Below are 26797 nucleotides of genomic sequence, written 5' to 3' on the forward strand. Positions count from 1 at the left end.
GAGGTCGGAGCTCGTCATCGGGTGACGGGTTCCGTGGTGGTGAGGAGTCCGAGTTCGTCCCGACGCGGCATGCCCTCCCAGTCGCCGGACACGGTGCATGCGAATGCCCCGACCGTCACAGCGGTTTTCAGTCGGTCGGCGGGTGCCTTCCCGGCGAGGCGTTCCGCTAGGTAGCCGGCGACGAAACCGTCTCCCGCCCCGACGGAGTCGACCACGCTCACCGGCACCGCGGGGAGGGAGTACGTCTCTCCGTCGACCATCGCCAGGCATCCCTGGTCGCCCAGCTTCAGGATGCTCTCGCGTGGTCCGAGGTCGCGGACACGGGCGACGAGTTCGGCGGGGGTGCCCTCGCCCACCGCGATCGCGGCCTCGTCCTCACCTGCGAAGACGATGTCCGACAACGCGATCAGCTCACGGAAGACGGGGCCCGCTTCGTCCGGCGACCACAGCGCGCGGCGGTAGTTGAGGTCGAACGACACCGGAATACCCAGTGCGCGTGCCTGTTCGACGCAATGCAGGGTGGTCTTCCTGGCAGAGTCGGACAAGGCTGGGGTGATGCCGGTGACGTGCAGCAGGGACGCCGACTCGAGGCGGGCGTCCGCGATGTCCGACGTCGTCAGCCGCGACCCCGCGCTGCCGGTCCGGTAGTACCAGACGCGGGTGGCAGTGGCGGTTCGCCGCTCCTTCACCATCAGTCCGGTCGGAGCATCCGGGTCCCGGATGACGTCGGCGGTGATTCCCTCGGCCCGGAGTTCCCGTTCGATCAGGTCGCCCAGGCTGTCCCGGCCGACGCGACCGATCCAGGTGACGTCGACGCCGAGTCGCCGCAAGGCGATCGCGAAGTTCGATTCGGCGCCGCCGATTCCCAGGTGGAGCGTCGATGTGTGGGCGAGCGCCCCGGTGTCCACCGCCCGGGTGAGAGCCATCGTCTCGCCGAAGGTCAGCACCGTCATCACGCGACCGCCAGCCCGGCAACGACGTCGCCGAGGCGCCGGCAGCGTTCGGCGAGCTGCCCGAGGTCGCCGCCGCGGAGTGCGTCGCCGATCAGCGGGCCGCCGAGGCTGACCGCCGCCGCGCCGGCGGCGACCCACGCGGGGACGTCCTCGATGCTCACCCCACCCGAAGGGACGACCTGGATGTCGGGGAAGGGTCCGCGCAGGTGCCCGATGTACTCCGGACCGACTACCGATGCCGGGAACAGTTTCACGGCAGTCGCACCGCCGTTCCATCCGTTCCACAGTTCGGTCGGGGTGAATCCGCCCGGATAGATGGGGATTCCGGCACGGACGGCCGTGGCGATGACCTCGAGGTCGGTCGTCGGCGTCACGAGGAAGTCGGCTCCCACATCGAGGGCGGCGCGGGCCTGGTCGACGGTGGTGACCGTCCCGACCCCGATCTCGACGCCGTCGGGTGCGTCGCGCCGGATGCTGCTCAGGGACTCGAGGGTGCCCGGCGTGCTCATCGTCAGCTCGACGGCGCGCACGCCGTTCTCGGCGAGGACGTTGACGACGGGGGCGTACCGGTCGGCGTGCGCGGCGCGCAGCACCGCGATGACGGAGGAGGTCATGCCGCCGTCACCTCACGGTCGGTGGCATTGGCGGCCAGCGTGAGGTCGCGGTCCCGGGTTTCCGGTGCCATCGCCGAGGCGATCAGAACGGTCACGGCCATCACGATCATGTAGACGGCCACGGGGATCCACGAGCCGGAGAAGGCCGTGACGAGGGCCGCACAGATCAGCGGTGCGACACCGCCCCCGAAGATCGAGGCGAATTCACGGCCGAGAGTGACGCCGGCGTAGCGGTAGCGGGAGCCGAAGATCTCCGGGAAGTAGCTCATGGTGACGCCGACGGCGCCCTGGCAGGCCAGGATGAAGCCGACGATCATCGCCATCGTGATCAGCAGGTGTGAGCCGGTGTTCAGGGCCAGGAAGGTCGGGACGGGCAGGATGATGAGAGCGATCACGATCGAGATGTACACCGGCTTGCGGCCCACCCGGTCGGAGAGACGGCCGAACCCGTAGGCGGCAATGCCGCCGCAGATGGCGCCGACCAGGAGCACCTTGGGAATGAAGGTGGGGTCGACGTGCACGTCGTTCTTGAGGTACGACGCCATGAACACCTGGTAGATGTACGACTGCGCGCTGATGCCGATCGTCATGAACATGACGATGAACAGCGGCTTCTTGCCGTTCGCGAAGATCTCCTTGACGGGTGTCTTCGGAACCTGGTGCTGCTCCTTGAGTTCCTGGAACACCGGGCTCTCGGTCAGCTTGCGGCGGATGACGAACGCGGCGACGGTGACGAGCAGACTGCTGATGAAGACCAGACGCCAACCCCAGGACATGAGCTGCTCTTCCGGCAGGAGCTGCGCGGCGATCCACGCGACTGCGCCGAGAGCAGTACCCAGCGCGGCCCCGGTCATCACCAGAGCTGCGAGCCGACCTCGCCTGCCTATCTGCGCCGTCTCCGTCAGAAGGGTTGCACCGCCGGACTGTTCGGCTCCCGCGCCGAAACCCTGGAAGAACCGGCAGGCGACGAGGAGAGCGGGTGCGAGCAGCCCGACCTGACTGTAGGTGGGCAGCAGGCCGATACCCAATGTTGCGCCGCCCATCAGCATCAGCGTCGCGACGAGCACCCACTTGCGGCCGAGACGTTCTCCGTAACGCGAGAAGAACAAGCCGCCGAGCGGCCGGGCGAGAAACCCGACGGCGTAGGCGCTGAAGCTCGCGAGGATGCCCGCCGCGGGCGAGATGTTCGGAAAGAACAGTGTGTTGAAGATCAGCGCCGAGGCGGTGCCGTAGATGACGAAGTCGTACTGTTCGAGCGTGGTGCCGATAAGTCCCGCCCACGCCGCCCGGCGGACCGCGGACGGGTCTGCCTGGGGTGTGCCGCCTGCGCGGCCGGGAGATTGCGGGTTCACCGTGGGGTCGAGTGTAGTGTCCATGGATTCCTCCATTGGTGGTTCCCGGACTTGTCCGGGCAGGGGTGAGGGAGTCAGATGGTCGCTCTGGACTGCAGCGACGTGATCGTCCCGAGGTCCGGGTCGGATGCTTCGGCGGCGGCGACTGCCGGCCCGTGGCGGACGATGATGTCGACGAAGTCGGCGATCCGCGAGACGAACTCGGTGTGCGAAGCGAGAGTGCTGGGAAACAGACCTCCGTCGACGAAGACGGAGCGAACGAATTCCGTAGTGGAAGCGGCGTTGTCGGCCATTCCTGCCAGGCGCGGTCGAGCGGGGTCGGTCATGGATCGTGCGTGGGGGCCGGGATCGAACCCGGGCAGCGGGGCAATGCAGCAGAGGTATGCCGCGACCGTGAGAGACAGGTACTGCGGGACGGTACCGCGGCCGAGATGTTCGAGTGCGGGGATCGGGATGCGCTGCGCCAGCTTGACCGATCCGTCGGAGCCGACCTGCGAGGTACGGTGCCCCAGAGCGGTATTGGACCAGCGTGAGAACAGTTGCCGGATGTAGTCGACCGTGTCCACCGATTCGGGAACGGTGACCGTCGGCAGGTACTCGTCGCACAGGATCCGCCGCGCGGCGGCCTCGACGAACGGTTGCGCCACAGACTCGGGGATGGTGGCGCGCCCGTCGAGAGCGCCGAGGTAGGCGATGAGCGAATGCGTTCCGTTGAGCAGTCGGACCTTCATCAGCTCGTAGGGCTCGACGTCGTCGGTGAACAGCGCGCCGCCGTGCTCCCAGACGGGACGGCCGGCGGCGAACCGCTCCTCCATGACCCACATCGTGAACGGCTCGGCGGGGACGGCGATCGTGTCCCGCACGCCGAGGTGTGCCAGTGCCGCCTCGTTGTAGCGGTCCGCACCGGACGGCACGATCCGGTCCACCATCGAGTTGGGGAACGTCACGGACGAGGTCATCCAGGACAGCATGTCGTCGCGGAGCGGCGGCGCGAAGGTGCCGACGAACTCGCGTACGAGCCTCTCGGTCTGACGCCCGTTGGACAGCAGGTTGTCGCAGCTGAGGATCGTGATCGGGGCGGCGTGTGTGCTCGCCCGCAGGGCCAGTCCGCGGGCGATCTGCCCGATCGTGGTGCGGGGCGTCCGCACCTCGGCGAGGTCGCGGCGCACGGCGTCGGAGTCGAGGTCGAGGGAACCGGTCTCGGGTGAGACCGTGTACCCGTGTTCGGTCACCGTGATCGTGACGATTTTCGTCGCCGGGTCCGCGATGGCGCGGATGACGGACTCCGGGTCCTGTTCGGCCACCAGGGTTCCGGTGTGCGAACCCGGGACGCTCACACGAGAACCCTCCGGCGAGATCTCGACGACGCTGTACAGGAGGTCCTGCGCGTTCATCGCATCGGCCACGGCGCGCGAACGGCTCGCCACGCCGAGAATTCCCCAGGGTCCGGGTTCGCGTTCCATCGCGAGCGCGGTGTACACCGCCTGGTGCGCGCGGTGGAAGTTGCCCAGGCCCAGGTGCACGATCCCGGTGCCTTCCGGCACCCGCCGATGGATCAATGCCGCAGAAGGAACGTGTCGGCGAGAGAGTGTCGGTTCGGACATGCCCGTCACCAATCCGTCATGGAGCCGTCGCGGCGCCGGGCAACCGGGAGATACGCCTGCTCGTACGGATACTTTTCCGCGAGTTCCTCGTTCATGTTCACTCCGATACCCGGAACGTCGCCGGGGGTGAGGTGACCGTCCGAGAACGACCACGCGTGGGGGAAGACCTCGCTGACGAGCGGGTCGTAACCCATGTACTCCTGGATTCCGAAGTTCGGTGTCGCGAGCCCGAGGTGCAGGCTCGCGCCCAGGGAGATCGGTGAGACGTCCGACGGGCCGTGCGGTCCGCCGCGAACCTGGTACACCTCGGCGAGCGCGAAGATCTTGCGGACGTGGCTGATTCCGCCTGCGTGGACGATGGCCACGCGGATGAAGTCGATCAACTGCTCGGTGATCAGGTGCTGGCAGTCCCAGATCGTGTTGAAGACCTCGCCGATCGCCAGGGGTGTCGTGGTGTGGTTGCGCACCAGACGCAGCGCATCCTGGTTCTCGGCCGGCGTGACATCCTCGAGCCAGAACAGGTCCACGTGCTCGACCGACTTCCCCAGCCGCGCGGCCTGCTGCGGGGTGAGCCGATGGTGGGCGTCGTGCAGCAGTTTGAGTTCGGGACCGACGTGTTCGCGAACGGCCTCGAGGATCCGGGGGGCATGGTTGAGATACGCGTCCGTGTCCCACACTTCTTCGACCGGGAGGGCGCCGCGGCTCGCGGGCTCGTATCCGGCGGCGCCCTGGTGAACGCCGTACACCGAATCCAGGCCAGGAACCCCGGACTGCACTCGAATCGCCTGAAAGCCCTTCTCACGCTTCGCGTCGACGGAGTCGAGCAGCGCGGGCGCGTCCCACCCGGTCGCGTGGGTGTAGGAGAGCACCCGGTCGCGAACGGCACCGCCGAGCAACTGGTAGACGGGCTGGCCGAGGGTCTTGCCCTTGATGTCCCAGAGGGCGACGTCGACGGCGCCGATCGCGGCCATCGTGACCGGCCCGCGCCGCCAGTACACGCCGCGGTAGAGGTATTGCCAGGTGTCCTCGATCCGCGCCGGGTCGCGTCCGATCAGCAAGGGAGCGACATGGTCCCGGAGGTACGACGCGACGGACAGTTCACGGCCGTTGAGCGTGGCGTCACCGTAACCGACGACGCCGTCGGCCGTGGTGATCTTCAGGGTGACGAAGTTGCGGGTGGGGCTGCAGACCAGTACGTCCGCGGAAATGATCTTGTCGGTCATGCTCGTGATCCTTTCGAGCCGACGGCGGGAGCGACGACGTTGCGCAGTTGCTCGCCGCGAGCGAGTCGAGTGATGTTGTCGGCGATGTCGTCGACGCGGCCGAGAAACGTCTGTCGTGATACCCCGGAAGAGTGCGGTGTCATCAGGATGTTGGGGAGTTCGGAGAACGGCAGAGCGCTGGGCGTCCCGCGACCGTCGGGTCCGGGATAGTCGTACCAGACGTCGATGGCCGCAGCCGCGATGGTCGACGAGGACAGTGCGTCGAACAGTGCCTGCTCCTGGACGAGAGGTCCGCGGCCCACATTGACCAGCACACCGTCGCTGCCGAGTGCGCGCAGTTCTTCTGCGCCGATCATGCCCCGCGTCCGGTCGTCGAGCGGTGCGGACACGACGACGACATCGGATTCGACGAGGAGACGCCCGAGCTGGGAAACGTCCGCCGCCCAGTCCAATCCCGCACTCGGCGCGTCGACGTTGCCACGGCCGGTCACGGCCGCTCCCGTCGCGCCGAATGCTCGGAACAGATTCCACGTGGCGTGGCCGATGTGGCCGAACCCCACGAAACCCACTTTCGCGTCCTGCAGCGAATTCGACTGTGTGAGACGGTCGTCGTAGACCGAGGTCGCCCAGATCCCCTGCCGGAGCGCCTTGTCCTGAGCCACGAAACCGCGCCGGAGCATCACCGCGGTCGCCACGACGTACTCGGCGATCGACTTCTCGTGGTGGAAGGTGTTCGCCACCAGCACATCCGGCGCCAGGGCGTCGAAGGCGATGTTGTCCGTTCCTGCACCGGCGACATGGACGAGGCGCAGCCGCTCTGCTGACGACGCCAGGGATGATGTGAACTTTCCCCCGACGTAGACGTCGGCGTCGCGAAGATCCTCGGCCAGGGCCGCTTCGTCGAAGCCGTCGTGCCAGGACAGCCGCGAATCGGACGGAACCGTGGCCTCGAGCCGGGATCGGTGCGGAATCAGGTTGCGGTCGGCAACAACGATTTTCATCTAGCGGCTCTCTTTTCCGGGGCGAAACACTCGATCGTGCGCCGGCCCGGCCGATGCGCGGACGACGAGTTGGGTGGGGAGATGGATTTCGCGGACGTCGGAGTCCGGTTCGCTCGCACGCTGGTACACCAGGTCGAGACTCAGCACGCCGGCTCGCGCCATGGGCACGTTGACGCTCGTGAGCGCGGGGTTGGCAAGCTCGGCCAGCGGTGAGTCGTCGATGCCGGTGACGCTCAGGTCGTCCGGGACCGAGAAGCCCATCGCACGGACGCCGTTCATCACACCGATCGCCATCGGATCGTTGTGTGTGATCACGGCGCTCGCACCGGTCGCGATCACACTGGCGGCCGCGGCATGACCACCCGCGAGGGTCTCCTGCTGCCAGCCGAGCAGGCTCAGCCGCACGTCGCGGGACTTGCAGAAGTCCTCGACCGCGGCGACGCGACGCTGGTTCGACCAGGACTGCGGCGAGCCCTGGACGTACGCGAGGTGTTCGTGCCCGAGCGCGACGAGGTAGTCGATGGTCTGGCGAAGTCCGTCCTCGGAATCTGCCACGATGCAATCGCATTCGGGCGACGACCGGTTGACGAGCACCAGCGGGGTGTCGCCGGCGAGTTGCACGATGTCGGACGCGGGCAGTCGGGGGGCGCAGACGACGAGCGCGTCGACCCGGCCCTGCAACTCGCCGAGAACCTCACGCTCGCGATCGGCGCTGCCGTCCGTGTCGGTGAGGAGCACGGTCTGGCGCCGGTGCCAGCCCTGAGCCTGCGCTGCCTTCACGAAGCTCGCGAACACGGTGTGCCCGATGTCGGGCACCACGACAGCGACGGTGGTTGCGGTCGGTCGCACGGCATCGGTTCGCGTCGGTGACGCCGCCCGGTAGCCGATCTCGTCGGCGACCGCGATGATCCTCGCGAGGGTGTCCGGTCCGATCCGGTCCGGGGCACTGAACGCCCGCGATGCGGTGGACAGGGAGACCCCAGCGCGTTGTGCGACCTCGGTCAAGGTGGGTGCCACGGTGCTACCGCCTCGCTGTTCGTTGTGATTGACAACACACACTATCCACAGCTTGCGCAAGCTTGTCAAGAAGTTGCGCAAGGCTTGCAGACACAGGTTGTCACCGCACCGATCAGGGGTACAGAAGCGACAACTGCCGATCGGATTCGAACAATGCGTCCCGGTCGAACGTGGACGTCGAGGCCAGGAGTTCGTCCGCGCCGGCGCGTTCGGCCAGCCCGTCGAGCGCGACCCTCACCTGCTCCGGGGTGCCGTGAATCGACGACGCGATCGAGGCGTCGACCTGTTCGCGCAGCCGCGGGGTCCAGGGCTGACGGCGTATGTCCGCGACCGATTCGAGCGGCGGGAACTCGCCGGTCCGGCTCGATTGGGCCAGCGCCCACGCCTCCGGGAGCAGCAGTTCGCGGGCCCGGTCCTCGTTCTCGGCGATCATGACCTCGAGGGAGATCACCACGTACGGCGACCGGTGGGCCGCGGACTGGACGAAGCTGTCGCGGTACCGGTCGAGTTCCGGGACGCCGGCGCCCGACGCGTGGAGGATCGGACCGCCGACCACCACCGGTAGCCCCGCTTTCGCGGCGAAGTCGAGCCCGCGGCGAGTGGCGAGAACGAACATCGGCGGCGGACTCGCCACCCGCGGCCGGGCGGTCACGCCGCCCTTGCCCTCGAGGTAGCTCCGCACCTCGTCGAGGTCGTCCGCGAACGTGTCGGGGGCGTTGCGGTCGCGTCGCAGTGCTTCCCGAACCGGCTTCGTGAATCCCAGCGACCGTCCGACGCCCAGGTCGATCCGGCCCGGGTACATGGCCTCGAGCATCAGGAACTGTTCGGCCACCACCAACGGCTGGTGGTTCGGCAGCATCACGCCACCCGACCCCAACCGGATCCGGCTGGTGCGGGCGCCGAGGGCGGCGAGCAGCACGGGCGGCGACCCACTCGCGATGCCCGGCACCGCGTGATGCTCGGCCACCCAGAACCGGTCGAATCCGAGCCGCTCGGCGTGGATCGCCCGCTCGATCGTCCCGGTCAGCGCAGCGGCATCGGGCACGCCGCGGCGTGTGCGGGACCGATCCAGAATCGACAGCTTCACCCCGGGGAGAACCGTGGTCCCGCCGACGGTATTTCCTCACCCCGTCCGCACTCGGTGGGTGAGTGCGCCCGCGTCGCTGACATACTGACCGCCGCAGGATCCACGATCGCCGGGAGGTCAATGGTGAGCAGCACGGGGACTATGTCGTACTCGCTGGACGTCACGTCGCGGTCCGCTGCGCAGATGCGGGAGTGCGCGGAGTTCTTCAGCGAGCCCGAGCTGGCGCACCTGCCCACGGCCCGCCTCGCGGACGCACTGGAGTCGCTGGCGGAGACGGGCAGCTACGAGCACACCGTGGAGGAGCTGGAAGTCGGCTCGCAGCTGGCGTGGCGCAATCATGCCCGGTGTGTGGGCCGCAAGCACTGGCGCACGCTGAAGCTGATCGACGCCCGGCACGTCACCACCGCGGACGGGATCGCGGAGGCGTGCTGGGAGCACCTGCGGGTCGCGACCAACGGCGGCGCGCTGCGCTCGGTCATCACGATCGGTCCCCGGCCGCTGGCGGACGGGCGCGAGTACAAGATCGTCAGCCCGCAACTGATCCGGTACGCGGGCTACCGCAACGCGGACGGGACGGTGACCGGGGATCCCGCGCAGGTCGGCATCACCGAGGCGGTGACGAAGATGGGGTGGCGCGGCGCGGGAACACGATTCGACGTGCTGCCCCTGCTGATCAGCACTCCCGACGAGCCACTGCGCTGGTTCGACGTGCCCCCGGACCTCGTCCTCGAGGTCGACATCGAGCATCCCGACTACACCTGGTTCGCCGATCTCGGCCTCCGCTGGCACGCGGTTCCCGCCGTGTCGAACATGAGCCTGTCGGTGGGTGGGCTCGAGTATCCTCTCGCCCCGTTCAGCGGGTGGTACGTGAGCACGGAGGTCGGGGCCCGCAACCTCAGCGACACGGACCGGTACGACATGCTGCCCGCCATCGCCGAAAAGCTGGGCCTGGACACGTCGTCGGAGCGGACGTTGTGGCGTGACCGCGCGCTGGTCGAACTGAACCGCGCCGTGATCCACAGTTACCGGCAGGCCGGGGTGCACATGGTCGACCACCACACCGTCGCGAAACAGTTCATCAGTCACGTCGAACGCGAGGAATCATTGGGCCGCAAGTGCCCCACCGACTGGTCGTGGATCAACCCACCGATGTCGGCGGCGCTCACACCGACGTTCCACCGGCTCTACGACGCCCCCGACACGACCATCCGCCCCAACTTTCTCCCGGCGCCCGCAGCGGCGTCGGGTTGTCCGATCACCGGCGGGAACCTGTAGGACGCCGGTCCGGCGCCCCGCCCGGTCAGCCGTGGTAGGGCGGAGCAACCCCAACGGGTGCGTGCTCGACCACCTCGGCTCCGGGACTCGAATTCTGCAGAGCGCAGCCTGGTCCCCCACTCGACGTATGCCATGAAGGCGGAGCGGAATTGTGGGTCGGGCGGCAGGCCCGCGTCGTCGGCGGCGAGAATCGTGGTCGAGGCGAAGCGGTGCCGCTGTCCGGGGGGTGCTGCCGAGACCACCGGCAGTTGGTACGGCCGCGCCCTGGCCGGCGATCGTCCCCCCGCGGACTGGCCTGCCCGGACCGCCGCACTGATCTGGCGGGCGGCCGGAGGAACGGTTCCCTCCTGATGCGGCTCCTACGCCGCCGACCGTCGGTCGCCCATGTTCCGCGACATCAGCACCCCCGCGAGGAGGAGAACACCCGCGACGGCGATGAACCATCCCGTGCGATGCAGTCCGTCGTCGCCGATGACGTGACCGGCCGTGGTCTGCAGCACGACGGCCGACAGGTTCGCCCCGATGTACTGCACGGTGCGGTACATCCCGATGGCCGTGCCCACTTCCTCGACGGACGTGACCGAGCTGATCAGATTCTGGTTGCCGATATTGTTGAATCCGTTGGGGATTCCCAGCACCGCCGCCACCATGAGCAGCACGACGATCGGGGCGGTGCTGCTTTCCACCGAGGCCAGGAGCACCCCGCCGACCAGCAGCGCGCACGTCCCGACTGTGAGCGTTCGGCGCACGCCGTGCCGCCGGTACGTCCGGGACGCGAGCAGTGTGGAGCCGATACCGACGACCGCGACAGGGAGCATCGTCAGGCCTGCCTCGGTGGCGCCCATCCCCCGGGAGTACTGCAGCCACTGCGGGATTCCGAAGAAGACGCAGTAGAAGGCCGTGTAGGTGAGGAGGGTCCGCGCGAGCGTCGCACTGAGCGCGCGGTTCCGGGCAAGTGCCCGAACGTCGATGAACGGTTCGTCCGCCCGCCGTTCCCACTGGACGAACAGTGCGAGCACGAGCGCCCACACGGGGACCAGCCACCACACCGGGTCGGTGGTGACCGACAGCAGGAACAGCATCGTGGACGAGATGAGCGCGAGGAACAGCAGCACGCCCACGACGTCGAGCGCGTGCACCAGTTGCCGCCGGCCGACCGACATGCCGCCGACGAAGCCGACGTTCGCGAACTTCGTGACCGCCACGGCGCTGAACGCGACGATCGGGAGGTTGATCCACATGATCGACTGCCAGCCGAACGCACCCACCAGTAGTCCGCCGAGCGTCGGTCCGAGTGCCACGACAGCCTGGCTGCAGATCGCGAGGGTCGTGATCGCGGTGCGCGGTTGCGCACCGTGCCGTTCCGCGTAGCCGCGAATCATCGTCATCGCGTTGGGATACTGGGTGGCGGTTCCGATTCCGACGAGGATGCGGGAGAAGATCAGCCAGCCGACCGTGGGTGCGAGCAGTCCGGCCACGGAGCCCAGCGCCACGAGGGCGAGGCCCCCGAGGTACACCCTCCGCGCGCCGAGGAGGGCGCCGAGCTTCCCCGCCATCGGCGCGGTGACGGCGGTGGCGATGTAGAGCGCGGAGATCACCCAGGTGATGCCGGACGACGAGCCGAACTGGGCGGCGATGCCGACGATCGCCACCGCGATCATCGACGAGTTCAGGGGTTGGAGGATGCTCCCGGTGGCGACGGATCCGCTGACCCGGAACGGTACGGACGGCGACTTCTGCGCGACCTCGGTATCGGCGACGGTCGCGCTCACGAGTTCATCAGTGACTCCCGCTGCGGCGCCGACTCGGGGGTGGCGGCGAGTCGGCGGAGTAGCCGTCCGGCGATGAAGAGGAGGTCGCGTTCGGCGTCGGTGCACTCGGTGGCGAGTGCCGCCGCGAGCCATTCGCTCCGCCGCGACCGGTCGGCGGTGAGGGTCTGCAGCCCCGGCGCGGTGATCGCGACGATGCTCGCCCGTGCGTCCTGGGGGTCCACCGTGCGGGAGACCATGCCGGCGTCCTCGAGGATCGAGACGGTCCGCGCGATGGACTGCGGCGCCACCTGCTCGAGATCGGCGAGGGCGCGGGCGCTCATCGGACCTTCCCTGTCGAGATGCGCGAGGGCCTGCAGCTGCGAGGGCGTGAGCAGGTGCCCGGACCGCTGGGCCCGGATACGCCGGGTGAACATGACGACGTCCTCACGGAGCCGCTCGACCTTCTCGTCCATGTCTTCACCTCTCGATCGCCCGTCAAATTCATTAGCCAGTCTAGCTGTTTTATTTTCGATAATCAATCACGTATTTCCGGGCTGAATCCCTGATTCAATCCTTAAACTTCACCAGCAAGACTGTCTAATATGGCGACGGTGATCGGATTCCCGCAGGTCGGGCGGGGCGCGCGGGCGTCTCACAGGAAACTCCGAGCCGATCGCTGGCAGTATGAGGAACGGCGAACGCTGATCGAGATCGAAAGAAGGTGGTCGTGACTCTCCGCACACGAACAGCCGGCATCGTTGCGGTGGTGGCCATGACGTTCCTGGCCACGGCATGCACCATCGGAGACACCGGCACCTCGGAACCCCCGACCACCACCCAGGCCGCGCCCGCCTCGATCGCCGTTCCCGCGGCCGACGGTGCGCCGATCAACCCGACCACCCCGATCGTGGTCTCCGCCACCGGCGGCCGGCTCACCACCGTCACCGTCACGAATCCCGCGGGCGCCGGCACACCGGTCGCCGGCGCCCTCGCCCCCGACGGCACGAGTTGGACGAGCAGCGCACCCCTCGGCTACGAGTCCACGTACACGGTCGTCGCAGACGCGGTGAACCCGGACGGCGCCCCCGTCGAGCAGACGTTCACGGTGACGACGATGACTCCGGGCTCGACGGCCTACGCCAACGTCGTGCCGGCACCCGAGGTCGTCGCCGACACGGGCATCGGCGTCGGCCAGCCCATGGTGTTCCAGTTCACCTCGCCGGTCGTGAACAAGGCCGAGGTACAGCAGCGACTGCACGTGACCACGACGCCGCCGCAGCCCGGGGCCTGGTACTGGACCGACGACCAGAACGCGCACTATCGCGCCGCGAACTATTGGGCGCCGGGAACCAAGATCCACATCGAGGCGGACGTGTACGGCGTCGACCTGGGCGACGGCGTCTTCGGCGCCGAGAACAATTCCGCCGACTACACCGTGCACGACTCGTGGGTCGCCAAGGCGGACGGGGCCGGCGAGGTGCTCACCGTATTCCACAACGGTGTTCAGGAAAACTCGATGCCGATGAGTCTCGGATCCCCCGACCATCCCTCCCACGAGGGCCCGCACGTGGTCTCCGACAAACAGCAGAGCATCATCATGGACTCCTGCACGTACGGTGTCTGCGCCGGCGACCCCGACTACTACCGCGAGAAGGTCGACCTGAACCTCCGCATCTCCAACGACGGCGAGTTCGTCCACTCGGCGCCGTGGTCGGTGGGCGATCAGGGCAACAGCAACGTCTCCCACGGCTGCGTGAACCTGGCTCCGGCCAACGCCCAGTGGATGTTCGACCACTTCGGTATCGGCGACGTCGTCGAGATCACCAATTCGGGCGGACCGATCCTGCCCGTGTGGGACACATACGGGGACTGGGAGGTCCCGTGGGCCGAGTGGCAGGCAGGTAACGCAACGGGATAGGAGGCGCTCGTGAGTTCACCATCCGCGGAATGTGTCGCGCAGCTGAAGGCGGTGCTCCCGCACCGGGTTCACCTGCCGGACACCGACGACTACCGCACGGCACTGGGCAGGGTGTTCTTTCCCGACGCCGCGAGACGCCGTCCGTCCTGCGTCGTCGAACCGGAGTCCGTGGAGGACGTCTCCACCGTCATGCGGGTTGTGCACCGAACGGGCGGCACCGTCACCGTCCGCGGCGGCGGGCTGAGTTCCAACTGTGTCGCCGACGACGCCGTCATGCTCGACCTGTCCGCCCGGATGAACACGGCGCGACCCGAGGACGATCGAGTGGTCGTCGCCGGCGGCGCCACCGTGGGAACCATGCTGGACGCCCTCGCCCCCACCGGCCGGGTGGTCCCGGTCGGGATCGTCGGACATGCAGGCTTCGGACTCGTCACCCGCGGCGGCGTCGGATACCTCACGCGCAGTCTCGGGCTGACCCTCGATCAACTGCTGGAGGTCGAACTCGTGCTGCCCTCGGGCGAAGTGGTCCACCTGTCCGATGCCAGCACGGGCGACGAGGCCGATCTGTGGTGGGCGGTCCGGGGTTGCGCACCGTGCTTCGGCGTGGTCACGTCGGCGGTGCTGCGCACGCATCCGCAGGGTCCGGTGTGGGTCGATCGCATGGTGCTCGGACTCGAAGCGCTGGCCACCTATTTCCGTGTCGCACCGGCGCTTCCGCGGAGCACGACGATGGGCGCGGTGCTCGGCTACAGCGCACTGTCCGCCGACGAGCCCGTCCTGTTCGTGTACACCGCATGTGCGAGCGGGGACGCGTCCGACATCGACCGCGCCCGGGCTGCCGCCACGTCGGTCGCCGCCGTGTCGGGCAGCGTGCTGTACCGGTCCGAGACCTCCGGCGACTACTTCTCCGGGCTACCCGAATTCGCGCCACCCGGATCCGACGGCGAAGAACCGGACCCGATCCGGCTGCCCGAACCGGGCGAACGCCGGGGGTCGTTCTTCGGAAAGGCCGTCTTCACCGGGCCGACCCTCGATTCCCAACTCGCGGAAGCCCTCGCCACGCAGATCCGCGGGGCGCCGACGCGGGAATGCCGAATCGACTTCCAGCACACCGGTGGTGCGCTCGCCGACGTGGCCGACACGGACACCGCGTTCTGGGGCCGGGGCGGCGAATGGAACATCCCGCTCAACGCGATATGGTCCGACCCCTACGACGGCGCCGCCTGCCTGTCGTGGGCGGGTGGCACCCTCGATGCGCTCGCACCCCACACCACCGGCGTCTACAGCGTCGAGGTCCGGCCCGGATTCCCCGAGACGGCCACCGAGATCGACGCGGCCTACGGCGGAAACCTCCGGCGACTGCGAGAACTACGGCAGCGGCACGACCCGATGGGCGTGCTGACGCACTACCCGCTGTAATAGGCGCTCACACCGCTCACTGCGGCGCACATCACTTGCCAACTTTGTGATCACAGATTACATTCTCGTAAGAATCGCGTAACAGTCGGGTTCCCTCGCCGACGTGCGCCGATTCGTGATGCCCACGACAACTCGATCCAAGGACCTCTCAGGTGTGCCGCGGGACGAACTCCCACCTCGCCTGCACGTCACGCAGCCGCGGTTGGCCCGTCCGACGAAGCAGTCGGGATCTGCCGACCACGGTGGTCGGGTTCGTAAATCCCTGAGCTCAGCACGAAGGAGGATCATCTTGGCAAGAGTGGCGATGACTGGCCGGAACGCAACCTTGGCCGGCCTGGCAGCGATTGTGTTGTGGAGCACCATGGTCGGCATGATCCGACTGGTCACCGAAAGTCTCGGTGCAATCGGCGGCGCGGCCATGATCTATACGTGCTGCTCCGTGTTGTTGTTCCTTACGGTCGGATGGCCCAAGCTTCGCGAGTTCAACCGCGTCTATCTGCTGACCGGCGCGCTGATGTTCGCCGGATACGAAGTGTGCTTCGCCCTCGCGATCGGACTGGCAACCGACGCGCGCCAGGCGATCGAGGTCGGCATCGTGAACTACCTGTGGCCGTGCCTGACCGTCCTGTTCGCCATCCTGTTCACCGGCCAGAGATCCTCGATCCTGTTCATCCCCGGCATCGGATTGTCGATTGCCGGGATCGCGCTGGTCCTCGGCGGTGACGCCGGACTCGACCTGCCCGGGACCATCGAGAACATTCGCACGAACCCCCTGAGTTATGCCCTCGCACTCCTGGGTGCCGCGATTTGGTCCGCATACTGCACCGTGACAAAGCTGTTTGCCAAGGGGAACAACGGGATTACTCCGTTCTTCATGCTCACCGCGGCGTCGTTCTGGGTCTTGTACCTGACCGGTGACACCGAACCCATCCATCTGACGTTGACCGGGGTGGTAGCCACACTGGTAGCGGCGTGTGCAATCGGCTTCGGCTATGCCCTGTGGAACGTGGGCATTCTTCACGGAAACATGACCCTGCTCGCCGCCGCTTCCTATTTCACCCCGGTACTGTCCGCTGCGTTCTCCTCGCTGATGTTGGCTACCGCGCTCGGAGTCACCTTCTGGGTCGGCACCGCCATCGTGTGCGTGGGCGCAACGGTGTGCTGGGTCGCAACGCGCGAACCGAAGAAGGCCGCCGAAATACGCCCGTCCGCAGCGGCGGCGCCCGACAGCACCGTCACGGGCGAACGACCGCACGATCGTGTGTCGGTGCGCGCCGGCGGCAGACGGCACTCGTCGCGCGGCCCGAGCGCGCTGGCAATTCGCCGGCGCAAGCACGAGGCCGGCGCGGTCGAGACCCGCTGACAGCGCACGAGAACCGTGTCCTTCGGAGTGAAGGACACGGTGCTCGGTCGGTGCCTGGATTCTGTTACACGGAGATCGCCTCCGCGGGGGCGGGCGACTTGGCGGCCTGGCCGAGGCCCGCGCTCTCGGAGAGGGACAGCCCCCGGGTCTCGGGTGCCCACATCTGGGAGATGACGGCACCGAAGAGGGTGATACCTGCAGCGATCAGCATGGTGACGCCGATACCGAGGCTACTGAGGGACAGCGGCACCAGGAACGTGCCGATCGCAGCGCCGATGCGGCTGAGCGAGGACGCCAATCCGACTGCGGAGCCCCGGACTTCGGTGGGGAACAGCTCGTTCGGGTACACCCACTGCAGGATCTGGGAGCCGCCGATGAGGACCGCGTAGGCGGCGAAGAGAACCATGATGATCGCGCTCGGCGCTCCGGGGAAGATTCCGAGCAACAGCAGGGCGAGACCCGACCACACGAAGCTGTGGATCAGCAGCGGGCGCCGGCCCATCCGGTTGACCAGGAACAGGGCGACGACACAGCCGACCATGAACAAGATGGTGATGACGGCGGATCCGATGTGTGCGGCGTCGCCTTCGAGTTTGAGAGCACCGAGGATGGCCGGGGCGAAGGCATAGACGGCGAACAGCGGAATCACCGAGCAGGTCCAGAAGAGGGTGATGAAGGCCATCCGCTTGCCGTAGCCGGAGCGGAGGAGCTCCTTGACGCCGACATTGCTCTCTTCTTCCTCGGGAAGGTCGGCGACGGTGACACCGGGACCGTAGACCTTCAGCAGCACCTCGTTGGCCTTGTCGATCTTTCCCTTGCTGACCAGCCACCGGGGCGACTCCGGTGTGCCGACCCGGGCCACGACGATCAACACTGCAGGGAATGCGGCACTGGCCAGCATCCAACGCCACGCGTCGTCTCCGGCGGTTCGTGCCAGGACCTCGCCGACGACGTACGCTGCCGCGGCGCCGACGAACCACATGGTGACGAAGGCACCCAGCAACGGACCACGGTATTTGCGCGGCGCAAACTCCGTCATCAGTGACGTGGCGATCGGGTAGTCCGCACCCACGGCCATGCCCAGGAGCAGCCTCAGGACGATCAACCAGACGACGCCTTCTACGAAGAACTGCGCCACCGAGCAGGCGATGATCGCCACCAGATCGAGGGTGAACAGGACCTCCCGGCCGAAGCGGTCGGTCAGCCAACCGCCGGCGAAGGCACCGAGCAGGATGCCGATCAGCGTGGACGCGGCGATCAGGCCTTGTTCGGCCGACGACAGGTTCCACTGGCCCGAGATCTGCACCATCGCGACACCGATGATCGAGAGGGCGTAACCGTCGAGGAACGGCCCTCCCGAGGAGAACACCGCTAACTTCTTATGAAAGGTGGACAGTGGCGCGTCGTCCAACGGATTGGTCGTCATCTCGGACTCCTTGTTGACATTCTTTGCCGACCCGGACCTGATGCGGCGTTCCTCGGTGGAGATCGAGGTGGTCGGATGTTGATTCAATTCCTGTTGAGACACACAGTGATTCGAGAACACAAGATTCGCGACCCGGGGCCGTGCCGGCGATGCGAGCCGGCTTCGTTCGCTAGGTTCCGCACTGTGTGATGTGCGTCTCGTCACAGAACATTAATATGTAATCACAGATCACACAACCCCCCGGATGTGATTCCACACCGAGGATGCAGGGAGGAACCTCTACCGCTCGACCGGCCGCTGGCTCGCCATCTTCGGGGCCGGGATCTTCCGGCTGTAGCCGCTCGGGGGTCACACCGGCCCGAGGGTGCAACGCTCGACGGCGATTCGTGCCGACGGTGCTGTGGTGCGTCTCGTGCTATCCGGCGTCTGCCGACGCAGCCTGCTCGGTCGCCAGGAGTGCCTTGATGCGGTCGGTCGCGTCGAGGAGTGATTCCTCGTTGACCGCTGCAGCGGATTCACCCGAACGGTCCCGGGCAGCAGCAACGAGGCGCTCCTGGAATCGCCAGAGCGGGTCGTCTCCACCGGAATCCAGACTTCCCTGCGCGCCGACGATCTTGTAGGCCCGGCAGTGGTTCCACAGGTTGCGGATCGTCTGCAGAAGAACAGGATTCACGGCGGCTTCGTACAGGATCGACAACAGGGCCTCGTCGTGGTCGAGGACGGCGACCACGCGTCCCTCGTCGACGGCGGTGCGCATCAGCGCGAACTCGGCCTGCATCCTGTCGCAGTCCTCGGCACTGATCCGCTGCGCCCCGAGCCGCGCAGCCTCGACCTCGAGCAACCGCCGCACGTCGTAGACGTGCACCAACTCGGCGAGGGTCAGACCCTTGACCACCGCCCCCCGGTGGGGCACGCGTTCGGCCAGACCGGCTTCCTCGAGTCGGCGGATCGCCTCGCGCACCGGCATCACGCTGGTTCCCACCTGCTCGGCGAGATCGCGCACCCGCAGGCGGGCACCGGCAGGCAGATCACCGTTCATGATCGACTCGTGAATCATCGAGTAGACCTGATCGGTCAGAAGTGTCGGCTCGGCGCGCTTGGACATGACCACAGATCACATATTAACCGGCGATCGGATTTCCCCCCGCGGCCAGCGACTCCATCTCGCGGGACACCGTCCACCCTTGTGTGATCTGTGATTACATTTTAGGCTTGCTGGGACGCCGACGTCGCACGGACCAGACCGGCAGCTCGAGTTCCACAATCATGGAGGTACCTCTGATGTCCATCTCAACTCCCGTCGAGGACGTGACGGTACGCCGCGCAACCGGCTCGGCGCCGCTGATCACGGCGGCCGATCTTCCCCCGACCTCGCACTTCGTCGACGGCGCCTTCGACGCATCTGCTCCCGGCGACGTGTTCGACGTGATCGACCCCTGCACGGAGAACGTCATCGCACAGATCCCGCAGGGCACCACCGAGGAAGTCGACCGCGCGGTGAGCGCCGCCGCAGCGGCCGCGGAAGCCTGGGCACGCGTGGTACCCAAGGAGCGGTCGGAGGTGCTGCACAAGATCGCCGACCGGCTCGCCGCCAACGCCGACCTGCTCGCCCGGCTCGAATCGGCGAACGCCGGAAAGCCCCTGGCAGTCTCCCGTGACGACGTCGACGGCACCATCGACACCTTCCGCTTCATGGCAGGCGCCCTGCGCGCGACCACGTCCATGGCCGCCGGCGACTACGTCGAGAACCACCTGTCGGTAATCCTGCGCGAACCCCTCGGAGTGGTCGGAGTGGTCACCCCGTGGAACTACCCCCTGCTGATGGCCGCCTGGAAGATCGCGCCCATCCTCGCCGCCGGCAACACCCTCGTGATCAAACCGTCGGAGCAGACCCCGCTGACCACCCTGAAGTTCGCCGAACTCGTCGCCGATCTGCTGCCCGCCGGAGTGCTGAACGTCGTCACCGGCCGCGGCTCGGTCGTCGGTGCCCGGCTCGCCGAGCACCCGGACGTCGACATGATCGCGCTCACCGGGTCGGTGGGCAGCGGCCGCGCCGTCGCCCGCGGCGCCGCCGAGACCCTCAAGCGGGTCCACCTCGAACTCGGCGGCAAGGCGCCGGTCGTGATCTTCGCCGACGCCGACCTCGAGGCGGCAGCAGAATCGCTGCGGGTCGCGAGCTTCTGGAATTCCGGGCAGGAGTGCGGCGCGGCGTGCCGGGTCCTGGTCCACGAGTCGGTCGCCGACAAGTTCGTCGAACTCTTCGTCGCGCAGGTCCGTGAACTCGCCATCGGCGAACCCGGCTGCGGGGACGACATCGAGATCGGGCCCCTGGTCTCCAAGGCCCATTTCGATCGCGTCGTCGGATACCTCGATCGCGCCGCCGAGCAGGGCATCCGGGTCGCCATCGGCGGAACGGCACTCGCCGGCACCGGTTACTTCGTGGCACCGACGGTGCTCGTCGACGTCCCGGACGGCGCCGAGTGCTCCCGCGAGGAGATCTTCGGACCCGTCGTCACCGTCGAGACCTTCACCGACGAGGACGAGGCGGTCCGCCGCGCCAACGACGTCCCCGTCGGACTGTCCGCTTCGGTCTGGACGGAGAACGCGCGCCGCAGTCACGACATCGCCGCGCGGCTCGATTCCGGTACCGTCTGGGTCAATTCACACCTGGTGCTGGCCAACGAGGTCCCCTGGGGTGGATTCAAGGGTTCCGGCTACGGACGCGACCTGTCGATCTACGCCCTCGACGACTACTCCCGCACCAAGCACGTGATGCACAACCACAGTCGCTGACTCAATCGGCACCACGAACCGACGTCGACGGTTCCGAGGGAGTCCTGCCGTGCCGCCCACACGGTCATCCGTGTGGGCGGCACGTTCGTCCCGGATCCAGGTTCCGGCTGTGAAATCTACTGGTGGTCTGTCGATGTGCTCGGACGCTCAGGTGGACAGCGGATCGAGAATTCCCCGCACGGTGGAGCGAGAACTGCGGCACACGTGTTCGAGAATGTGGAACGCGCTGTCGCCGTCGCGGGTTTCGACCGCAGCGACGAGGTCGGCGAGATAGTTCCACCGGGACAGTCCGTGCCCGACGGCGTCGCGCACCCAGAGGTTCTTGTAGGGACGGCAGGTGTCCCACATCCCCTGGATCAGTCCGGTGAGAACCGGGTTGTTTCCGGCCGAGAACAACGCCGACAGCAGCAGTTCGTCCTGAGCGACGGCTCCGGCGATGTCGCCGTGCGCGGCCGCGTGCTCCAGCAGGCGCCAGTGCTGCCTCATCGTCTCGACGGCCGCGTCGTCGGCCAGGACGGCGCCCCGGCGCGCGGCATCGGGTTCGAGCATGATGCGCACGTCGTACACGTATTCGAGTTCGTCGATACTCAATTCCCGTACCGACGCCCCCCGGTAGGGTTCCGTGACGATCAGACCGGCCTGCTCGAGCCGCCGGAGCGCTTCCCGGACCGGCATCACGCTGGTGCCCACCAGCGCGGCGACCTCCCGGATCCGTAGCTGCGTCCCCGGCGCCCAATGACCCTGCGCGATGTGACCGCGCAGGGTGTCGTACACCCGGTCCGCCAGCAAGCTCGACGAAGAACCCTGCAGTGGAGTCGTTTTCATCTCCCGTAGGACGAGAGTGTTCGGCCTGCCCACGAGGACCTCCGAGTTGTGGCGAGATCGCCGGCGAGAGGTCACCGACGGTGACATTCACCTTAGCATCTTTTGTGATCACAGATCGAATCTATTGACGGTGGGTGTGATCCCGACTACGGTCACCGATGGCGTGAAAGACCGGATAGAAGCGGAGAAGTCATGAGCACGTCTCTGACAGCGCACCCCTATGCACCCTCGACGGAGATGTGGGACTGGCAGTTGCGTGCCCGCTGCCGGAACATGGACACCGACCTGTTCTTCTCGCCCGAGGGCGAAACACGGCAGGCCCGGCGCTACCGCGAAGACTTCGCCACCCAGATCTGCCACTCCTGCCCGGTCGTGACCGAGTGCCGCACTCACGCCCAGACCGTTCGTGAGCCGTACGGGATCTGGGGCGGCGCCACCGAGGCCGACCGTCGATTCTCTACCGACCGCAAGCCGCAGCAGCCGCCCGCGGCGCGAACCGTAACCAGAAGCACCGCACAGCGTCTGACCGTTTCCTCCCGCCATCCGAGACCCGGACGGCGGGAGGCGTGCGGCGACGCTGCAGATCAGACTCTGCGGAGCGGCTAGCGGTCGCTCGGCGACACGTCCGCGGGCACCGCGTACGAAACCTCGGTGCCGAAGTCTCGTTCCCTGTAGATGTTTCGGCCTTCGACGGAACCGTTCGACGTGTGCGCGGAGCCGAACCTGCGTCGTGCCTGATAGGCGATCAGGGTGACGGCGAGGGCGCCGAGACTGAGGGAGATCTGCGACCGCGTCGATTCGACGAAGAACATCGAGATCAAGACCGCGAGGATTCCGACGACCCCGAGGATCGAGAGGTACGGGAAGAGCCACATCCTGAAGCGGAGTTCGCGGGCCTTCTCCCGGCCGAGCAACGACCGGAGCTTGATCTGGGAGAGCGCGATCATCAAGTAGACCATCAGGATCGTGGCGCCCGACGCGTTGACGATGAACGCGAACGCCGTCGTCGGTGAGAAGTAGTCGAGCGCAACGCAGCCCAGCCCGACGCACAACGCGGCCAGCAGCGCCCCGCGGGGAACTCCGTTCTTGTCCACCCGAGCGACCGAACGGGGAGCGTCGCCCTGATTGGCCAGCACGAACATCATGCGTGAGGCGGTGTAGAGACTCGAATTCAGGCACGACAGGACGGCAACCAGGACCACCGCATTCATGATGTCCGGGCCGCCCGGGATCCCCATGACGTTCAGGGCATCGACGAAGGGCGACTGGCCGACCTTGATGGAGGACCACGGGACGATGATCGCCAGGAGAAGGACGGAGCCGAGATAGAACACTCCGACACGGCCGATCACGGAGTTCGCCGCCTTGGCAACCGACTTCTCGGGTTCCTCGGACTCAGCCGCCGCGATCGTGGCGATCTCGGGGCCGACCATGGAGAAGACCGCGACGACGACGCCGGAGAGAACGACGGTCCATCCGTTCGGCGCGAATCCCCCGTGAGCGGTCAGGTTGGAGACGTCGGCGCTGTGCCCCGGCCACAGGCCCACCACGAAGCACGCCCCGATCGCGAGGAACGCGATGATCGCGGCGACCTTGATGCCGGCGAACCAGTACTCGAACTCACCGAAATTGCGAACCGACCGAAGGTTGGTGGCAACCATGGCGAGAAGCAACGCCGCCGCCATGGGCCACGAGGGAAGATCTATCCACCGCTGCAGGAGTTTTCCGCCGATCACGGCCTCGGCCCCGGCGACGACCACCCAGAAGAACCAGTACAGCCACCCCGTGGTGAAACCCGCGCGGTTTCCGAACGCTTTGCGCGCGTATCCGGCAAAGGACCCTGTCGATGGGTCTGCCACGGCCATTTCGCCGAGCATTCGCATGACGAGAATGACTACGAAACCGGTGATCGCGTAGGAAAAGATTGCGGCAGGGCCCGAGGAGTTCAGCAGCGCGCTGGAACCGACGAACAGTCCGGCGCCGATAACTCCGCCGATCGCGATCATCGTCAAGTGACGTTGCTTCAGGCTCTTCTGCAGTGTGGTGGTCGGGTTCTTATCCAAATCAGACATCGGCAGCTCTCACGATCGATTCGATACACGTGGATGCGAACCGAACTGGCCGCATCCGCCGAGCGAGACTTCAACTCGCCCAGCGACTCCGATCAGAACCAGCGGTAGCGACGCACCCGCCCTGGTGGTGATCAAGTCCCGTGTCTGGATGTGATCCATCTAATACCGAACCGGTCCCCCGCGACTATCGACAGATGCCAGAAGTAACCAGGTGTACGTCAGACATATGGATAATCGTCAGACTGGCCGCATGTTAATATATTAGTTATGAATCAGATCGGCCGGCCGGTTGCCGTTGCCAGCGTCGATGACTTCATGGCACGCACGCGTCAGCACCTGGGAGCGTCCGTCGTACTACTGGACCGTGATTTCGAGTTGGTCGCGTACGGTGCCGAGTCGATCGAAGTGCCCGAAGACCACGCACAGTCTGCTGTCAGGCAAGCGACCGATGTGGATTCCCGCAACTGGATCGTCGATTGCGGAATCGCCTACGCCACGAGGCCGGTTCGAACACCGGCGAACGGGAATACCGGTTCGAGGGCGCGCATCTGCCTCCCCGTCCGGCACGGAGGAAAAACCTACGGGTTCTTGTTCGTACTGCCGGGAGAAAACGCATCGATCTCCGACCGTGAACTCGAGGAATTGATGCCGCTGGCGGCCCAGGCGGGTGCGCTGCTCGCCGCCGACACGTCGGGGAACGGGCGCCTGGCAGGCGCGTTCGCGGACCTGCTGGAAGGCGATCCGGACAGGTCGTCGGCTGCCGCCGAGCACCTCAGGGCGGCGGACGACGTGAACGACGCCGAATTCACGATGCTCGCGACGGACCACGCCTCGATCGATCGACGATCGGGCGTCACCGCCGTGCCGATGGGAAGACTCACGGCGGTCTTTGTAGCGCAACGTCATTCATCGTCTTCCGCGCTTCGCTCCGCGATCGACAGCTACTCCGGAGAGGGCAGTGTCGTCGGAGTCGGGGGAACCTACTCGGACCTTCGGGATGCCAGGAAGAGCTGGCGGCAGGCAAGACTGTGCCTCGACGTCATCGCACTCGAGCCGTCGAGGGGGCCGGTGGCGTACTGGGATCGACTCGGCGTGTATCGGCTGGCTGCAATCGCATCCGCGGAGCTCATCGCCGAAGCGGTCGTCACCCCTGCGGTCAGGGCACTGTTCGAGCACCGGAACCGCGACCTTCTCTCCACCGCGGAGGCATTCTTCGACAACGCCGGCGACATTGCCGCGACGACCGGTGCACTGAGCATTCATCGGCAGACGCTGTACTACAGGCTGCGTCGCATTCAGGAACTCACCACACTGGACCTGTCGATCGGCCAGGACCGCCTGGAGTTGCACGTCGGCCTCGCGCTCGGAAAGCTGGTCGGAGGTCGCTCGTAATCGCGCGTGTGGCGGTGCCCGACAGTCGGCACCCTCGACACCCGCGCACCCACACCACCGGCGTCTACAGCGTCGAGGTGCGGCCAGGCCTCCCGAAATCGGTGCCGAAATCGACGCGGCGTACGCGCAGCACGGAGTGTCCTGGTTCCTATGCCGTTGCGCTGCTCTCGGCAAGGCCATCACCCAGATACACTCGGTCACCGGGCGCAGGGGTGCGTTCATCTGCGCATGGACTACAAGGAGGAACGCCGTGCCGCCACGGAAGAACGCCGCGACAGTCGCAAAGAAGAAGGCTGTCAAGCGGAGCGATCCAGTGGATTGGGCGAGCTACTTCTGGGAGAAGAACGACCTCGGCGCAGACCGTGAAGCCTTCCTCGCCATGAGCTCGATGCTCCGGTTCCATCGGATCGTGACCGACGCGCTCGAAGTCGAACTGAAGACCCACGGGCTCAACCTGACGGACTACCTGCTGCTGATGACGCTCGAGCTGAGCGAAAACGGCACACGGCTGCTGTCCAGGCTGGCCAAGAGCTTGCTCGTGCACGCCACGACGATCACCCTGTCGACCGACCGTCTGGAAAACAAAGGCCTCGTATCGCGGGACGCGCACCCTACGGACCGGCGCGCGACGTACGCGACGATCACCGACGAAGGGCGCGAGTTCATCCTGACGGTGACCAACACCCTCAAGGAGATCAACTTCGGTCTGGTGGGCAGCACGCCTGTGCAGCAGCGCAAGCTCCTGGCCGCGCTCACGGCACTGCGCTCCGCTGCGGGCGACGTCGACCCGGCAGACTGAGCGGGCATGATCGCAGCTCACCACGGAGAGTCGGCCTGGTACTCCACCGGCCGAGGTGAGATCTTTACCGGATGAGTGTGCGTGCGGTCGGCAACCTGCCGGTGGAGATGACCAGTTTCGTCGGCCGGCGAGAGGACCTCACGCAAGCGAAGAATCTTCTCGCCTCTACGCGGCTGCTGACCCTGACCGGCATGGGTGGAGTCGGAAAGACGCGATTCGCCCTCAGGCTCGCCGGCGAGATCCGGCGCAACTTCGCCGACGGTTCCTGGCTGGTCGAACTGGCAGATCTCCGGCAGGGTGGCTTGTTGGCCCCGACGATCAGCAGTGTCCTGGGCATTCGGGACGAGTCGAATGACCCTGTCGGCTTTTTGACCGAGCACCTCCGGGATCGGCGGCTCCTCCTGGTTCTCGACAATTGCGAACACCTCACCGAGGCGTGCGCGGAGTTGATCTCCGGACTCCTTCGCTCCGCGCCGACCCTGAAGGTTCTCGCCACGAGCCGACACATCCTGGGAGTCGAGGGCGAGCAAGTTTTTCCCGTGCCACCTCTCGCACACGAGTCCGTGACCGGACTCAGTGAAGCGATGTTGCTGTTCGAGGAGCGCGCATCGGCAGCGGACCCGCGTTTCCGCATCACCGACGACAATCGCGAGGCCGTCGCGCAAATCTCCCGAGCGCTGGAGGGTCTTCCCCTGGCGGTCGAACTGGCAGCAGCCAACGTACGAACATTCAGCCCGGCAGAGATCGCAGTGCGGCTCCAGGACAGCGAGGTCCTGACAGCCACCGAACCGACGCGACCGCCACGTCATCGGACGCTGGACGCTGCCGTGGACTGGAGCTACCGCCTGTGCACACCACACGAACGTCATGTGTGGGAGCAACTCGCAGTCTTTTCCGGAGGGTTCACGGTCGA

General features: G+C 66.8%; 22 protein-coding genes and 1 pseudogene. 9 read left to right on the forward strand and 14 right to left on the reverse strand.

The features are described 5' to 3' along the window. Positions 1-14 precede the first annotated feature (14 nt). The 8 genes from ROP_RS11950 to ROP_RS11985 all read right to left on the reverse strand — a co-directional run bounded on the left by ROP_RS11950 (position 15) and on the right by ROP_RS11985 (position 8851). A complete protein-coding gene (locus ROP_RS11950) occupies positions 15-953 on the reverse strand; it encodes a sugar kinase (protein WP_012689605.1) in 939 nt (312 codons plus the stop codon). After that, a complete protein-coding gene (locus ROP_RS11955) occupies positions 953-1567 on the reverse strand; it encodes a bifunctional 4-hydroxy-2-oxoglutarate aldolase/2-dehydro-3-deoxy-phosphogluconate aldolase (protein WP_012689606.1) in 615 nt (204 codons plus the stop codon). The genes ROP_RS11950 and ROP_RS11955 overlap by 1 nt, the downstream gene beginning before the upstream one ends. Continuing rightward, positions 1564-2943: an MFS transporter gene (locus ROP_RS11960; RefSeq protein ID WP_043824630.1), complete on the reverse strand. Its 1380-nt coding sequence runs from the start codon at positions 2941-2943 to the stop codon at positions 1564-1566. The genes ROP_RS11955 and ROP_RS11960 overlap by 4 nt, the downstream gene beginning before the upstream one ends. Before the next feature lie 50 nt (positions 2944-2993). Then, positions 2994-4523 (reverse strand): mannitol dehydrogenase family protein, encoded by a 1530-nt coding sequence (locus ROP_RS11965; protein ID WP_012689608.1) that lies wholly within the window; start codon positions 4521-4523, stop codon positions 2994-2996. A gap of 5 nt (positions 4524-4528) precedes the next feature. Beyond that, the gene (gene manD / locus ROP_RS11970) at positions 4529-5746 is read right to left on the reverse strand and encodes a D-mannonate dehydratase ManD (RefSeq protein WP_012689609.1); all 1218 of its coding nucleotides are present in this window, start codon (positions 5744-5746) and stop codon (positions 4529-4531) included. Continuing rightward, positions 5743-6747 carry a 2-hydroxyacid dehydrogenase gene (locus tag ROP_RS11975; protein WP_012689610.1) on the reverse strand — a complete coding sequence of 335 codons (1005 nt, stop codon included), beginning with the start codon at positions 6745-6747 and terminating at the stop codon, positions 5743-5745. The genes manD and ROP_RS11975 overlap by 4 nt, the downstream gene beginning before the upstream one ends. Then, positions 6748-7764 (reverse strand): LacI family DNA-binding transcriptional regulator, encoded by a 1017-nt coding sequence (locus tag ROP_RS11980; protein ID WP_012689611.1) that lies wholly within the window; start codon positions 7762-7764, stop codon positions 6748-6750. A 112-nt stretch (positions 7765-7876) separates the two neighbouring features. Then, complete coding sequence (locus ROP_RS11985) at positions 7877-8851, reverse strand: LLM class flavin-dependent oxidoreductase (protein ID WP_012689612.1); 975 nt, start codon at positions 8849-8851, stop codon at positions 7877-7879. Positions 8852-8992: 141 nt separating this feature from the next. On the opposite strand from ROP_RS11985, the gene ROP_RS11990 reads away from it, so the two are divergent. Next, on the forward strand, positions 8993-10126 hold the full coding sequence (locus tag ROP_RS11990; protein ID WP_043824633.1) for a nitric oxide synthase oxygenase: 1134 nt from the start codon (positions 8993-8995) through the stop codon (positions 10124-10126). Positions 10127-10485: 359 nt separating this feature from the next. Here the strand turns inward: ROP_RS11990 and ROP_RS11995 are convergent, their stop codons facing one another. Continuing rightward, positions 10486-11898 carry an MFS transporter gene (locus tag ROP_RS11995; RefSeq protein WP_012689614.1) on the reverse strand — a complete coding sequence of 471 codons (1413 nt, stop codon included), beginning with the start codon at positions 11896-11898 and terminating at the stop codon, positions 10486-10488. After that, positions 11895-12350 carry a MarR family winged helix-turn-helix transcriptional regulator gene (locus ROP_RS12000; protein ID WP_012689615.1) on the reverse strand — a complete coding sequence of 152 codons (456 nt, stop codon included), beginning with the start codon at positions 12348-12350 and terminating at the stop codon, positions 11895-11897. Before ROP_RS12000 ends, ROP_RS11995 begins: the two co-directional genes overlap by 4 nt. A 248-nt stretch (positions 12351-12598) precedes the next feature. On the opposite strand from ROP_RS12000, the gene ROP_RS12005 reads away from it, so the two are divergent. The 3 genes from ROP_RS12005 (at position 12599) to yddG (ending at position 16577) form a co-directional block, all read left to right on the forward strand. After that, positions 12599-13795: a L,D-transpeptidase gene (locus tag ROP_RS12005; protein WP_043824635.1), complete on the forward strand. Its 1197-nt coding sequence runs from the start codon at positions 12599-12601 to the stop codon at positions 13793-13795. 9 nt (positions 13796-13804) lie between these two features. Next, the gene (locus ROP_RS12010; RefSeq protein ID WP_012689617.1) at positions 13805-15214 is read left to right on the forward strand and encodes an FAD-binding oxidoreductase; all 1410 of its coding nucleotides are present in this window, start codon (positions 13805-13807) and stop codon (positions 15212-15214) included. A gap of 154 nt (positions 15215-15368) precedes the next feature. Beyond that, the gene (gene yddG, locus ROP_RS12015; protein WP_269454441.1) at positions 15369-16577 is read left to right on the forward strand and encodes an aromatic amino acid DMT transporter YddG; all 1209 of its coding nucleotides are present in this window, start codon (positions 15369-15371) and stop codon (positions 16575-16577) included. Between the two features lie 64 nt (positions 16578-16641). Here the strand turns inward: yddG and ROP_RS12020 are convergent, their stop codons facing one another. Together ROP_RS12020 and ROP_RS12025 are read right to left on the reverse strand one after the other, a co-directional pair. Further along, positions 16642-18003 (reverse strand): MFS transporter, encoded by a 1362-nt coding sequence (locus ROP_RS12020; protein ID WP_012689619.1) that lies wholly within the window; start codon positions 18001-18003, stop codon positions 16642-16644. A gap of 415 nt (positions 18004-18418) precedes the next feature. Beyond that, positions 18419-19108: a GntR family transcriptional regulator gene (locus ROP_RS12025; protein WP_043826471.1), complete on the reverse strand. Its 690-nt coding sequence runs from the start codon at positions 19106-19108 to the stop codon at positions 18419-18421. A gap of 176 nt (positions 19109-19284) precedes the next feature. On the opposite strand from ROP_RS12025, the gene ROP_RS12030 reads away from it, so the two are divergent. Next, entirely contained in the window at positions 19285-20796 is a 1512-nt protein-coding gene (locus ROP_RS12030) for an aminobutyraldehyde dehydrogenase (RefSeq protein WP_043824637.1), read from the forward strand. 147 nt (positions 20797-20943) lie between these two features. Here the strand turns inward: ROP_RS12030 and ROP_RS12035 are convergent, their stop codons facing one another. Next, a complete protein-coding gene (locus tag ROP_RS12035; protein ID WP_158306505.1) occupies positions 20944-21621 on the reverse strand; it encodes a GntR family transcriptional regulator in 678 nt (225 codons plus the stop codon). Between the two features lie 192 nt (positions 21622-21813). Here ROP_RS12035 and ROP_RS12040 point away from each other — a divergent pair, with 192 nt between their 5' ends. After that, positions 21814-22227 (forward strand): WhiB family transcriptional regulator, encoded by a 414-nt coding sequence (locus tag ROP_RS12040; RefSeq protein WP_012689623.1) that lies wholly within the window; start codon positions 21814-21816, stop codon positions 22225-22227. Here ROP_RS12040 and ROP_RS12045 read toward each other — a convergent pair. Then, positions 22224-23693: an amino acid permease gene (locus ROP_RS12045; RefSeq protein ID WP_012689624.1), complete on the reverse strand. Its 1470-nt coding sequence runs from the start codon at positions 23691-23693 to the stop codon at positions 22224-22226. The two genes, ROP_RS12040 and ROP_RS12045, sit on opposite strands and share 4 nt — an antisense overlap. A 267-nt stretch (positions 23694-23960) precedes the next feature. Between ROP_RS12045 and ROP_RS12050 the strand changes: the two genes are divergently transcribed. From ROP_RS12050 to ROP_RS44055, 3 genes and pseudogenes are all read left to right on the forward strand, one after another. Beyond that, positions 23961-25085 (forward strand): PucR family transcriptional regulator, encoded by a 1125-nt coding sequence (locus ROP_RS12050; RefSeq protein ID WP_012689625.1) that lies wholly within the window; start codon positions 23961-23963, stop codon positions 25083-25085. Between the two features lie 250 nt (positions 25086-25335). After that, positions 25336-25884, forward strand: coding sequence for a MarR family winged helix-turn-helix transcriptional regulator (locus tag ROP_RS12055; RefSeq protein ID WP_012689626.1), 549 nt, complete (start codon positions 25336-25338; stop codon positions 25882-25884). Positions 25885-26075: 191 nt separating this feature from the next. Continuing rightward, a pseudogene (locus ROP_RS44055) lies at positions 26076-26546 on the forward strand (LuxR family transcriptional regulator); the annotation flags it as partial. Positions 26547-26797 lie beyond the last annotated feature (251 nt).

Source organism: Rhodococcus opacus B4 (assembly GCF_000010805.1).
Classification (GTDB): Bacteria; Actinomycetota; Actinomycetes; order Mycobacteriales; family Mycobacteriaceae; genus Rhodococcus_F; species Rhodococcus_F opacus_C.

Excerpts from the sequence above, each read along its gene's own strand:
- ROP_RS12050 (WP_012689625.1), top strand. The coding sequence starts at position 23,961 with ATGAATCAGATCGGCCGGCCGGTTGCCGTTGCCAGCGTCGATGACTTC.
- ROP_RS11955 (WP_012689606.1), bottom strand. The coding sequence starts at position 1,567 with ATGACCTCCTCCGTCATCGCGGTGCTGCGCGCCGCGCACGCCGACCGG.
- ROP_RS12030 (WP_043824637.1), top strand. The coding sequence starts at position 19,285 with ATGTCCATCTCAACTCCCGTCGAGGACGTGACGGTACGCCGCGCAACC.
- ROP_RS11950 (WP_012689605.1), bottom strand. The coding sequence starts at position 953 with ATGACGGTGCTGACCTTCGGCGAGACGATGGCTCTCACCCGGGCGGTG.
- ROP_RS12045 (WP_012689624.1), bottom strand. The coding sequence starts at position 23,693 with ATGTCTGATTTGGATAAGAACCCGACCACCACACTGCAGAAGAGCCTG.
- ROP_RS12025 (WP_043826471.1), bottom strand. The coding sequence starts at position 19,108 with ATGTCCAAGCGCGCCGAGCCGACACTTCTGACCGATCAGGTCTACTCG.
- ROP_RS12000 (WP_012689615.1), bottom strand. The coding sequence starts at position 12,350 with ATGGACGAGAAGGTCGAGCGGCTCCGTGAGGACGTCGTCATGTTCACC.
- ROP_RS11990 (WP_043824633.1), top strand. The coding sequence starts at position 8,993 with ATGTCGTACTCGCTGGACGTCACGTCGCGGTCCGCTGCGCAGATGCGG.
- ROP_RS11965 (WP_012689608.1), bottom strand. The coding sequence starts at position 4,523 with ATGTCCGAACCGACACTCTCTCGCCGACACGTTCCTTCTGCGGCATTG.
- ROP_RS11960 (WP_043824630.1), bottom strand. The coding sequence starts at position 2,943 with ATGGACACTACACTCGACCCCACGGTGAACCCGCAATCTCCCGGCCGC.
- ROP_RS12020 (WP_012689619.1), bottom strand. The coding sequence starts at position 18,003 with ATGACGACCAATCCGTTGGACGACGCGCCACTGTCCACCTTTCATAAG.
- ROP_RS11975 (WP_012689610.1), bottom strand. The coding sequence starts at position 6,747 with ATGAAAATCGTTGTTGCCGACCGCAACCTGATTCCGCACCGATCCCGG.
- ROP_RS12035 (WP_158306505.1), bottom strand. The coding sequence starts at position 21,621 with ATGAAAACGACTCCACTGCAGGGTTCTTCGTCGAGCTTGCTGGCGGAC.
- ROP_RS12040 (WP_012689623.1), top strand. The coding sequence starts at position 21,814 with ATGAGCACGTCTCTGACAGCGCACCCCTATGCACCCTCGACGGAGATG.
- manD (WP_012689609.1), bottom strand. The coding sequence starts at position 5,746 with ATGACCGACAAGATCATTTCCGCGGACGTACTGGTCTGCAGCCCCACC.